Here is a 10,954-nt window from a genome sequence, read left to right as displayed (position 1 = left end):
GGGCGGCACCCCCAGTGCGGGGGGTGCCGCCCTTCGGCGTGCGACAGCGGACCGAGTGCGATCAGTACGCGCTGTTGACGTTGTCGATCGAGCCGTAGCGGTCGGCCGCGTAGTTGGCGGCGGCGACGAGGTTGGCGACCGGGTCGTACTGATCGAACTTGGTGCCCGGGATGTGGTAGGCCTTGAAGGTCGGGTAGATGACCTGCAGCAGGCCCTTCGACGGGACGCCGTTGATGGCGTTGATGTCCCAGTTGTTGATGGCCCGCGGGTTGCCGCTGGACTCACGCATGATGTTCTTGTGCAGGCCGTTGTACGTGCCCGGGATGTTGTGCTTGTCCATGATGAACAGCGCCTCGCGGATCCAGCCGTCGAGGTTGTTCGCGAAGACCGGGGTGCGGGCGACGGAGCGGCTCGCGGCCGTCTTCGCCGCGGCACGCTTCTTCGCGTCGGCCTTCGCCTTCGCCGCGGCCTTCGCCTTGGCGTCCGCCTTCGCCTTCGCGGCGGCCTTGGCCTGCGCGTCGGCCTTCGCCTTGGCCGCGGCGGCGGCCTTGGCCTTGACGGCGGCCTCGGCCTTCGCCGCGGCCTCCTGCTTGGCCTTGAGGCCGACGGTGGTGTGCTGCTCGGTCACGCTGGCGGCCAGGGCCTTCGCCTGCGGGCTGCTCGCGTTGTACGACCAGGCGACCTGCTGCGTACCGGAGAGAGCCTGGGGCTCGGTCTCGGTCGAGCCGTTGCCGGGGACGAGGGAGAGGGTGAGCGCCGCGGCGCCCAGAGCGGCGACGCCGGCGATCGTGGCCTTGTGGGTCTTCTTCAGACCACGAATGTGGCCAGGGGTGTTCGCAGACATAACGGACTACCTCTTCGAATCGCTGGGGGTCGCTCCACCGGGGCGGTGTCTCGCCAACTCGGCGGCGACGGGGGCAATTCTTAGCGGCCGCAAAATGCCGTGGCAAAGGTGTGACGTACGAACCCGGGTAGTGGATCAGGGGCCCGTGCACGGACCACAGAAGCCCCCTTATGTCGGGCTCACCCCACCCTGACCCCCCCTTCCGATGTCCACTAGGGGACTTCGTAAGTGACCTGGGTCCTATGCGCGGGCTCACATCGGGCACGTAACGAACTCACCAGCCGTTGCGTGAGCAATGCGCACAGTAAGTCCCCCCCTCCTGAAGGAGGACAGCGCCCCCCAGGCACTACGACCTAGGTCCCCGGTCCCCCTCCTCCGCGGTCTCCGGACGGATACGGACCGTCACGACCCGCCGGTACGGTGAACACATGAGCCATCGACCGAGCTCCGGCCTGGCCGCCGTGAGCACCGCCCTCCTGGCCATGAGCCGCCATCTGGAGGTCCGCGACGTCCTCAAGACGATCGTCGCCTCCGCCCGCGAGCTGCTCGACGCCGAGTACGCGGCCCTGGGCGTCCCCGACGACCACGGGGGCTTCGCCCAGTTCGTGGTCGACGGCGTCAGCGACGAACAGTGGAAGGCGATCGGCCCGCTGCCCCGGCAGCACGGCATCCTCGCCGCGATGCTCCACAAGGCCGAGCCCGAGCGGCTCGCCGACGTCCGCGAGGACCCCCGCTTCGAGGGCTGGCCCGCCGCCCACCCCGAGATGTCCGACTTCCTCGGCCTCCCCGTCAGGGACGGCGACGAGATCCTCGGCGCCCTCTTCCTCGCCAACAAGCGCTGCCCGAAGAAGGACGGCGGCTGCGGTTTCACGGCCGAGGACGAGGAACTCCTCTCGATCCTGGCCCAGCACGCGGCCATCGCCCTCACCAACGCCCGTCTGTACGAGCGCAGCCGCGAGCTCACCATCGCCGAGGAGCGCTCCCGCCTCGCCCACGAGCTGCACGACGCCGTCAGCCAGAAGCTCTTCTCGCTCCGGCTGACCGCCCAGGCCGCCGCCGCGCTCGTCGACCGCGACCCCGCCCGCGCCAAGGGCGAGCTCCAGCAGGTCGCCCTGCTCGCCGCCGAGGCCGCCGACGAGCTGCGCGCCGCCGTCGTCGAGCTCCGCCCCGCCGCCCTCGACGAGGACGGCCTCGTCCACACCCTCCGTACCCACATCCAGGTCCTGGACCGCGCCCACACCGCCCGGGTCACCTTCGAGAGCCCCGGGACGCGCGCGCTGCCCGCCGCGCAGGAGGAAGCGGTGCTGCGGGTCGCCCAGGAGGCCCTGCACAACGCCCTGCGGCACTCGGACGCGGGGCTCGTCACCGTCTCCCTCACCCGCGCGGGCCAGGGCGCGCGGCTCACCGTCGCCGACGACGGCAAGGGCTTCGACCCGCGTACGGTCCGCAGTGCGGGGCGCCACCTCGGCCTGGTCTCCATGCGGGACCGGGCGGGCGGCGTCGGCGGATCGCTCACCGTGACCTCGGCGCCCGGCGAGGGCACCACGATCGAGATGGAGGTACCCGGTGGCTGACAAGCAGATCCGTGTCCTGCTGGTCGACGACCACCAGGTCGTCCGCAGAGGCCTGCGCACCTTTCTGGAGGTGCAGGACGACATAGAGGTGGTGGGGGAGGCCTCCGACGGCGCCGAGGGCGTCGCCAGGGCCGAGGAGCTCCGCCCCGACGTGGTCCTCATGGACGTGAAGATGCCGGGGACGGACGGCATCGAGGCGCTGAAGCGGCTCCGCGACCTCGACAACCCCGCGAAGGTCCTCGTCGTCACCAGCTTCACCGAGCAGCGGACGGTGGTCCCCGCGCTCCGCGCCGGAGCCTCCGGATACGTCTACAAGGACATCGACCCCGACGCGCTGGCCGGCGCGATCCGCTCCGTCCACGCCGGGCACGTCCTGCTCCAGCCCGAGGTCGCCGGCGCGCTGCTCAGCCAGGACGACTCCCACGGGGGTACGGGACGCGGCTCGACCCTCACGGAACGGGAGCGCGAGGTCCTCGGCCTGATCGCGGACGGCCGGTCCAACCGCGAGATCGCCCGCGCGCTGGTCCTCTCCGAGAAGACGGTGAAGACCCACGTCTCGAACATCCTGATGAAGCTCGACCTCGCGGACCGCACCCAGGCGGCCCTCTGGGCCGTCCGCCACGGCCTCACCGACTGACGCGCGCGCCCCCTCGTGCGCCGGGCGCACGACCGTTCTGTCCTTCATACCGTCGTGTGTATGTCCCCCGTTCGGCGCAACCTGACGGAGCGCGCCGCGTTCTCCAAGGCGTGCTGCGGCTGACCGGCCGCAGCGATGACCAGGAGGATGTACCAAGTGAAGAACCTCAAGAAGGCCGCTGCCCTCACCATGGTCGCCGGTGGCATCGTCGCCGCCGGTGCGGGTGTCGCCTCCGCCCACGGCGCCGAGGCCACGGGCAAGGCCGTCGAGTCCCCGGGCGTCGCGTCCGGCAACCTGGTGCAGGTCCCGGTCCACGTCCCCGTGAACGTCTCCGGCAACACGGTCAACGTGATCGGCCTGCTCAACCCGGCCTTCGGCAACCACGCCCTCAACGGCTGACCGCCGCACGAACCGACCGGCCCCCGGGAAGATCCCCCGGGGGCCGGTTCCGCGTCCCCCTCCTCCGACGCGCTCCTCGCGCCGCTGGGCGCCGGGGGCGCCTTTCGGACTCCGTCCGCCGGTGGGGGGTCAGGGGCCCTGTTGGCGTTCCCGTTCCTCCACGTAGGCGTTGTACGCGGCGACCTGGGCCCGCCGGGCCACCCTCTCCACCGGCCGCAGCGCCTCCCCCCGCGCCGCCATTTCCGATGCGCTCACCGCGCCCCCGTGTCCGTGGTCGTACGCCAGGTCCACCAGCAGGCCCACCCGCTGCGCCAGCTCCAGGACCCGCACCGCCCTCGGCGGGTAGCCCGGGGCGAGGACCTCGCGGCCCACCTCCGCCCGCGCCCGGTACGCCTCGCGCGCCGCGTCCGCCGCCGGGCCCGAGGCCGCCACGTCCAGCCGGGTCAGGACCGCCGTCGCGTCCCTCAGGGCCTCCGCCAGCTCCCGCTCGGCCTCGCCGAGCGACGGCACGTCCGCCGGCGGCGCGTCCCGCACCGCGAGGCACCGCCAGACCACCTCCACATGGACGTCGCCCGCCGGCCCCGCCTCCGAGACCTCCGGCACGAGGCCGTACGGCGCGCCGTGACCCACCACCGCCTCCTCCGCCTCCAACGCGCGCGCGTTGAAGTCCGGCGGCCCGCTCAGCCCCAGCGGATGCCCCGGCGCCGGCAGCGCCACCCGCCACCCGGTCACCCCGAGCCGCCGCAGCCGGCCGAGCGCCAGCGTCAGCCCCACCGGCCGCGCCTCACCCGGCAGCCCCTCCACGCGGTGCACCGCGTCCTCCCCGACAATGGCCAGCGCCGCCTCGTCCGGCGACACCGCCCCGGCCAGCAGGGCATTGCCCCAAGCGGCCAGGCGTCCTGAGCGTGGTTCCGAAAGCATTCCCCAAGACTAGGGGGAGTCCCGGGCGCACCGGGGGACTCAAAGGAAGCCCTAGGGACCGGCCCGCTCCGTCGATAACGTAGGTTTTCCCCTGGACGCCGCGCCCACCGGCGCAAGGCGACGACACGACTCGACCGCAAGGGGAGACAACGCGCTCATGAGCGATGTACTGGAGCTGGTGGACGTATCCGTGGTCCGCGACGGACGGGCTCTGGTGGACGAGGTCTCCTGGTCGGTCAAGGAGGGCGAGCGCTGGGTGATCCTCGGACCCAACGGCGCCGGCAAGACCACCCTTCTGAACATCGCCTCCAGCTACCTCTTCCCCACCAAGGGCACCGCCGACATCCTGGGCGAGCGGCTCGGCGGCGTCGGCACCGACGTGTTCGAGCTCCGCCCCCGCATCGGCATGGCCGGCATCGCCATGGCGGAGAAGCTCCCCAAGCGCCAGACCGTCCTGGAGACCGTCCTCACCGCCGCGTACGGCATGACCGCCACCTGGCACGAGGACTACGACCCGGTCGACGAGCAGCGCGCCAAGGCCTTCCTCGACCGCCTCGGCATGAACGACTACCTGGACCGGAGGTTCGGCACCCTCTCCGAGGGCGAGCGCAAGCGCACCCTGATCGCCCGCGCGATGATGACCGACCCCGAGCTCCTCCTCCTCGACGAGCCCGCCGCCGGCCTCGACCTCGGCGGCCGCGAGGACCTCGTCCGCCGTCTCGGCCGCCTCGCCCGCGACCCGTACGCCCCCTCCATGATCATGGTCACCCACCACGTCGAGGAGATCGCGCCCGGCTTCACCCACGTCCTGATGATCCGTCAGGGCAAGGTGCTCGCGGCCGGCCCCGTGGAGATGGAGCTGACCTCCCGCAACCTCTCGCACTGCTTCGGCCTGCCGCTCGTCGTCGAGCGCGTCGGCGACCGCTGGACCGCCCACGGCCTGCCCCTGAAGTAGCGGAGGAAGCGCCGGCGTCCCGCACAGCCGCCCGCGCCCTGTCCCGCAGGACCCCACCGCCCTACCATGACCATGTGGACATCGACGCATGGGTCTGGTGGCTGATCGGCGCGGTGGGGCTCGGCATTCCGCTGGTCCTGACCGCGATGCCCGAATTCGGCATGTTCTCCGTCGGAGCGGTGGCGGGGGCGGTGACCGCCGCCCTCGGCTTCGGCATCGTGCCCCAGGTACTCGTCTTCGCCGTCGTCTCGGTCGCGTTGATCGCGGTGGTACGCCCCATCGCCGCCCGCCACCGCGACGGCAGACCCCAACACGCCTCCGGTATCGACGCCCTGAAGGGGCGTCAGGCCGTGGTCCTGGAGCGGGTCGACGCGAGCGGGGGAGGGCGCATCAAACTCGCGGGCGAGATCTGGTCCGCCCGGGCGCTGGACTCCGATCAGACCTTCGAACCGGGCGAGCAGGTCGACGTCGTGGACATCGACGGGGCCACCGCCGTCGTGATGTGACCGAACCTCGCCCATGACATTCCGTCATCTGCGAAACTCGATCATCGAAAGCCACCCGGCAGTCAACCGGCAGCGAAGGGCACGGGGAACACGATGTCAGCAGTCATCATCGTCCTGATCATTCTGGTGGTGCTCGTCTTCATCGCCCTGATCAAGACGATTCAGGTCATTCCGCAGGCGAGCGCGGCGATCGTGGAGCGCTTCGGCCGCTACACCCGCACCCTCAACGCCGGGCTGAACATCGTCGTCCCGTTCATCGACTCGATCCGCAACCGGATCGACCTGCGCGAGCAGGTCGTCCCGTTCCCGCCGCAGCCGGTGATCACCCAGGACAACCTCGTCGTCAACATCGACACGGTCATCTACTACCAGGTGACCGACGCGAGGGCCGCGACCTACGAGGTCGCCAGCTACATCCAGGCGATCGAGCAGCTCACCGTCACCACCCTGCGCAACATCATCGGCGGCATGGACCTGGAGCGGACCCTGACCTCCCGCGAGGAGATCAACGCCGCCCTCCGCGGCGTCCTCGACGAGGCCACCGGCAAGTGGGGCATCCGCGTCAACCGCGTCGAGCTCAAGGCGATCGAGCCGCCGACCTCCATCCAGGACTCGATGGAGAAGCAGATGCGCGCCGAGCGCGACAAGCGCGCCGCGATCCTCACCGCCGAGGGAACCCGCCAGTCCGCCATCCTCACCGCGGAGGGCGAGAAGCAGTCCGCGATCCTGCGCGCCGAGGGCGAGTCCAAGGCCGCCGCGCTGCGCGCCGAGGGCGAGGCACAGGCCGTCCGCACGGTCTTCGAGGCGATCCACGCCGGAGACCCGGACCAGAAGCTGCTCTCGTACCAGTACCTCCAGATGCTCCCGAAGATCGCCGAGGGCGACGCCAACAAGCTCTGGATCGTGCCCAGCGAGATCGGCGACGCCCTCAAGGGCCTCTCGGGCGCCTTCGGCAACAAGGACGGCAACGTCCCCGGCTTCAACACCAAGATCCCCTCGCCCGAAAGGCGAGACGAACCCTCGGTTGACTGACACGTACACGTAATCCTCGTGCATGATCGGTGCGAGCCCCTCGACCCCGACGACGTCAGGGCGGGGAGGCGACTCACTGACCATGTAAGGAGATGGCGTTGTCCATCTGGGAAGCCCTGGCAGTCTTCGCCGCCGGCATCGGCGCCGGCACCATCAACACCATCGTCGGATCGGGAACGCTCATCACGTTCCCGGTCCTTCTCGCGACCGGACTCCCCCCGATCACCGCGAACGTCTCCAACGCCCTCGGCCTCGTCCCCGGCTCCATCAGCGGAGCCATCGGCTACCGGGCCGAACTCAAGGGCCAGAAGCACCGCATCATCCGTCTCGGCGCCGCCGCCCTCGTCGGCGGCCTGATCGGCGCGATCCTGCTGCTCGCGCTGCCGTCCGACGCCTTCGACGCGATCGTCCCGGTCCTCATCGGACTCGCGCTCGTCCTGGTCGTCCTGCAGCCCCGCATCGCCGCCGCCGTCAAGCGCCGCCGCGAACAGACCGGCACCGAGGCCCACCCCGACGGCGGCCCCGCCCTCCTCGTCGGCCTCCTTCTCGCCAGCATGTACGGCGGATACTTCGGCGCCGCCCAGGGCGTGCTCTACCTCTCGCTGATGGGCCTGCTGCTCCATGACACCCTGCAGCGGATCAACGCCGTCAAGAACATCCTCGGCGCCCTCGTCAACGGCGTCGCCGCCGTGTTCTTCCTCTTCGTCGCCGAGTTCGACTGGACGGCCGTCCTGCTCATCGCCGTCGGCTCCACCATCGGCGGCCAGATCGGCGCCAAGGTCGGCCGCAGGCTGCCGCCCACGGTCCTGCGCGGAGTGATCATCGCCGTCGGCGTCATCGCCATCCTCCAGCTGACACTCCGTTAGGCGCGTCGGCCGGAAAGGCGGAAGGGCCCGCCTCCCCACACCGGGGGAGGCGGGCCCTTCCGCACGGGACAGGGTTACGCGGCAGCCTTCGACAGCCAGTCCGGCAGCTCCGAGCGCTCGCTCGCCCGCATCGCCAGCAGCATCGCGTCCGCGGGCGTCGGCTCGAACGGCTGGAACAGCAGCGGCATCCCCGCCTGCTCCGGCGTCCTGGCCGCCTTGCGGTGGTTGTCCTCGGCGCAGGAGGCGACCGTGTTCAGCCAGCTGTCCCCACCGCCCTGGGCACGCGGCACCACGTGGTCGACGGTCGTCGCCCGCCGCCCGCAGTACGCGCACCGGTGCTGGTCCCGCACCAGCACCCCCCTCCTCGACCACGGTGCCTGTCTTCGGAACGGCACCCGGACGTAGCGGCACAGCCTGATCACCCGCGGCACCGGAAGATCGACGGCCGCACCTCGGACCCGCAGATCGGGATGGGCGTGCTCGACGACGGCCTTGTCCGTCAGGACGAGCACCACCGCACGGTTGAGAGAGACCGTCGACAGCGGCTCGAAGCTCGCGTTGAGTACCAGCGTGTCCCGCATTGTGCCCACCTCCCGTGTGCAGGCCCGGCCCCGGAGCGGGGCGGTGGGGCCTGGATCAACGATGGCCGGGCCGGCCGGGGTCGGACAACGCAATATTTCCCGCGCAACAAAAGATGCCCGCTTCTGATCTCTCCAAGACCAGAAGCGGGCAAACAACAAACGAACGATCAGACCGCCGCGGGAGCCGCGTACTCACCGATCAACTGGGCACGCCCCAGCGTGTGGAACCGCAGGTTGAACCCCACCACCGCAGGCGACACATCGCCGTCCGGACCGAGCTTCTCGCTGTCCACCGCGTACACCGTGAACACATAGCGGTGCTCTTCCCCCGCCGGGGGAGCGGCACCGCCGAAGTCCTTCGAGCCGTAGTCGTTCCGGACGTGCACGGCCCCGGCCGGCAGCCCCTCGAACGATCCCGACCCGGCACCGGCGGGCAGCTCGGTCACCGACACCGGGATGTCGAACAGCACCCAGTGCCAGAACCCGCTGCCCGTCGGGGCGTCCGGGTCGAAGCAGGTGACGGCGAAGCTCTTCGTCTCCGCCGGGAACCCCTCCCAGCGCAGCTGCGGCGAGGTGTTCCCCGCCGCGTACACCTGCGCGTCCTTCAGGACCCCGCCCGGCGCGATGTCGTCGCTCACCACGGTGAACGCCGCCACCGGCGGATGGAAGTCGTGCGGGAGCGGCGCCCTCTTGCCCTCGGACACGTCGAAACCTCCGTATCGCCCGTACTGCCTCAGCAGCCTTTACGGGCCCGAGCCTAGAGCCAGTTGCGGCGGCCGCCGACCTCGGCGAGCCACTGGTTCAGGTAAGCCGCCCAGTCGGTCGCGTGGAAGTCCTCCAGACCCACCTTGAACGCGCGGAACGAGTCGCTGCCCTCACCGAACAGACCCGGCTTCTTGTCCATCTCCAGGACGACGTCCATCTCACGGTCGTCCGCGACGAAGCTGACCTCGACCTGGTTCAGACCCCGGTACTGCTGCGGCGCGAAGAACTCGATCTCCTGGTAGAAGGGCAGCTTCTGCCGCGTCCCGCGGATGTGCCCGCGCTCCATGTCCGCGCTCTTGAAGCGGAAGCCCAGCTGGAGGAACGCGTCGAGGATCGCCTGCTGCGCCGGCAGCGGGTGCACGTTGACCGGGTCCAGGTCACCGGAGTCCACGGCACGCGCGATCTCCAGCTCGGTGGTCACACCGATGTTCATCCCGCGCAGCTGCTGCCCCGAGACCGAGGTCACCGGCGTCTCCCACGGGATCTCCAGACCGAACGGCACCACGTGCACCGCGCCGGCCTTGACCTCGAAGGCACCGCCCAGACGGACCTTGGCGAACTCGATGTCCTGCTTGTGCTCCTGGTCGCCGCCCTCGACCTCGACCCGCGCCTGCAGGCCGACGGACAGCCCCTCGATCTGCTGGTCGACACTGCCGCCCTGGATCCGGACCTCACCCTGGACGACACCGCCCGGAACCACGTTCTCCTCGGTGAGCACCGTCTCCACGGTGGCCCCACCGGCACCCAGGCTCGCGAGCAGCTTCTTGAATCCCATGACCTTCACTCCTTCTCAGTCCTGACCCCTACATACGCGCGACGACCGTAGTCGGTTCCCCGCCGGACCCCCACTACGCTCGTGCGCCATGAGCGAGAGCCCCGACCGTACGCCGCTCCCACGGACCTTCTTCGACCGCCCGGTCCTCGAGGTCGCGCCCGACCTCCTCGGCCGCACCCTCGTCCGCCGTTCCACCGAAGGCCTGATGGAACTGCGCCTGACGGAGGTGGAGGCGTACGCCGGAGCGATCGATCCCGGCTCGCACGCCTTCCGGGGCCGTACGGCACGCAATGCCGTCATGTTCGGCCCGCCCGGACACGCGTACGTCTACTTCACCTACGGCATGTGGCATTGCCTCAACCTGGTCTGCGGCCCCGAGGGCGAGGCGAGCGGGGTGCTGCTGCGCGCGGGGGAGGTCCTGAAGGGCGCCGACCTGGCCCGCCCCCGCCGCCGCTCGGCCCGCCACGACCACGAACTGGCCAAGGGCCCGGCCCGCCTGGCCACGGCCCTCGACATCGGCCTCTCCCTGAACGGCACCGACACCTGTGCCGGCCCGGACGCCCCTCTCGGGCTCCTCACCGGCACCCCGCCGGCCCCCGACCGCATCCGCAACGGCCCCCGCACGGGGGTCGGCGGCGACGGCGCCCCGCACCCCTGGCGCTTCTGGATCGACGCGGACCCGACGGTGAGTCCGTATCGCCCTCATACGCCCCGGAGACGCACACTTGACTCAGGACGTCCGACCGCCTAACGTAGCCCGAGCAGCTGGTTACGGGCCTGCTTGTTCAAGCACCCCGCAGCTGCCACCCACTACTCAAGATGACTCCCCAGCAGGGGCTTATTTCGGCATGCCGGAATTCGAATTCGATTGCTCGATTATGAGTCGCCGAAGAAATCAGCTAACGTAGTGAACACGCCGAAAGGCGAAAGGCAGCCAACAGGCCACCGGATACAAACTCCGAACCGGAAACGGAACGGAAAACGATCTGGTAAGGTTGGAAACACGAAGGGAAGCCCGGAGGAAAGCCCGAGAGGGTGAGTACAAAGGAAGCGTCCGTTCCTTGAGAACTCAACAGCGTGCCAAAAATCAACGCCAGAT

Annotated in this window: 14 protein-coding genes; 8 read left to right on the top strand and 6 right to left on the bottom strand. The window is 70.2% G+C overall.

The window, feature by feature from the left end:
* Positions 1-61: 61 nt before the first annotated feature.
* The gene (locus ACFQ79_RS38785) at positions 62-844 is read right to left on the bottom strand and encodes a transglycosylase SLT domain-containing protein (RefSeq protein WP_383592637.1); all 783 of its coding nucleotides are present in this window, start codon (positions 842-844) and stop codon (positions 62-64) included.
* Positions 845-1,272: 428 nt separating this feature from the next.
* Here ACFQ79_RS38785 and ACFQ79_RS38780 point away from each other — a divergent pair, with 428 nt between their 5' ends.
* The 3 genes from ACFQ79_RS38780 (at position 1,273) to ACFQ79_RS38770 (ending at position 3,454) form a co-directional block, all read left to right on the top strand.
* Positions 1,273-2,418, top strand: a complete 1,146-nt coding sequence (locus ACFQ79_RS38780; RefSeq protein WP_383592634.1) for a GAF domain-containing sensor histidine kinase — start codon at positions 1,273-1,275, stop codon at positions 2,416-2,418.
* A complete protein-coding gene (locus ACFQ79_RS38775) occupies positions 2,411-3,055 on the top strand; it encodes a response regulator (protein ID WP_383592632.1) in 645 nt (214 codons plus the stop codon). Before ACFQ79_RS38780 ends, ACFQ79_RS38775 begins: the two co-directional genes overlap by 8 nt.
* 156 nt (positions 3,056-3,211) lie before the next feature.
* Positions 3,212-3,454 (top strand): chaplin, encoded by a 243-nt coding sequence (locus ACFQ79_RS38770; protein ID WP_187624121.1) that lies wholly within the window; start codon positions 3,212-3,214, stop codon positions 3,452-3,454.
* A 129-nt stretch (positions 3,455-3,583) separates the two neighbouring features.
* Here the strand turns inward: ACFQ79_RS38770 and ACFQ79_RS38765 are convergent, their stop codons facing one another.
* The gene (locus ACFQ79_RS38765) at positions 3,584-4,375 is read right to left on the bottom strand and encodes a hypothetical protein (protein WP_383592629.1); all 792 of its coding nucleotides are present in this window, start codon (positions 4,373-4,375) and stop codon (positions 3,584-3,586) included.
* A 157-nt stretch (positions 4,376-4,532) separates the two neighbouring features.
* Between ACFQ79_RS38765 and ACFQ79_RS38760 the strand changes: the two genes are divergently transcribed.
* From ACFQ79_RS38760 to ACFQ79_RS38745, 4 genes are all read left to right on the top strand, one after another.
* Positions 4,533-5,330, top strand: a complete 798-nt coding sequence (locus ACFQ79_RS38760; protein ID WP_209494087.1) for an ABC transporter ATP-binding protein — start codon at positions 4,533-4,535, stop codon at positions 5,328-5,330.
* 74 nt (positions 5,331-5,404) lie between these two features.
* Positions 5,405-5,836: an NfeD family protein gene (locus tag ACFQ79_RS38755; protein WP_383592625.1), complete on the top strand. Its 432-nt coding sequence runs from the start codon at positions 5,405-5,407 to the stop codon at positions 5,834-5,836.
* A gap of 93 nt (positions 5,837-5,929) precedes the next feature.
* Entirely contained in the window at positions 5,930-6,868 is a 939-nt protein-coding gene (locus tag ACFQ79_RS38750; protein WP_073919559.1) for an SPFH domain-containing protein, read from the top strand.
* 92 nt (positions 6,869-6,960) lie between these two features.
* Entirely contained in the window at positions 6,961-7,734 is a 774-nt protein-coding gene (locus tag ACFQ79_RS38745; RefSeq protein ID WP_383592622.1) for a sulfite exporter TauE/SafE family protein, read from the top strand.
* A gap of 74 nt (positions 7,735-7,808) precedes the next feature.
* Here the strand turns inward: ACFQ79_RS38745 and ACFQ79_RS38740 are convergent, their stop codons facing one another.
* The 3 genes from ACFQ79_RS38740 to ACFQ79_RS38730 form a co-directional block, all read right to left on the bottom strand.
* The gene (locus ACFQ79_RS38740; RefSeq protein WP_383592619.1) at positions 7,809-8,315 is read right to left on the bottom strand and encodes an HNH endonuclease; all 507 of its coding nucleotides are present in this window, start codon (positions 8,313-8,315) and stop codon (positions 7,809-7,811) included.
* A gap of 167 nt (positions 8,316-8,482) precedes the next feature.
* A complete protein-coding gene (locus tag ACFQ79_RS38735) occupies positions 8,483-9,019 on the bottom strand; it encodes a YbhB/YbcL family Raf kinase inhibitor-like protein (RefSeq protein ID WP_055599860.1) in 537 nt (178 codons plus the stop codon).
* Between the two features lie 53 nt (positions 9,020-9,072).
* A complete protein-coding gene (locus tag ACFQ79_RS38730) occupies positions 9,073-9,855 on the bottom strand; it encodes a sporulation protein (RefSeq protein WP_383592616.1) in 783 nt (260 codons plus the stop codon).
* Positions 9,856-9,943: 88 nt separating this feature from the next.
* On the opposite strand from ACFQ79_RS38730, the gene ACFQ79_RS38725 reads away from it, so the two are divergent.
* Complete coding sequence (locus tag ACFQ79_RS38725) at positions 9,944-10,606, top strand: DNA-3-methyladenine glycosylase (RefSeq protein ID WP_383592613.1); 663 nt, start codon at positions 9,944-9,946, stop codon at positions 10,604-10,606.
* Positions 10,607-10,754: 148 nt separating this feature from the next.
* Here the strand turns inward: ACFQ79_RS38725 and ACFQ79_RS38720 are convergent.
* On the bottom strand, positions 10,755-10,954 hold a 200-nt coding region (locus tag ACFQ79_RS38720), incomplete at its 5' end, for a hypothetical protein (RefSeq protein ID WP_383592611.1).

This window comes from Streptomyces sp. NPDC056480 (assembly GCF_042795405.1).
In the GTDB taxonomy this organism is placed as follows: Bacteria; Actinomycetota; Actinomycetes; order Streptomycetales; family Streptomycetaceae; genus Streptomyces.
Note: the sequence above shows the minus strand (reverse complement) of the source record. Positions and strands in the feature narration are given on the sequence as shown.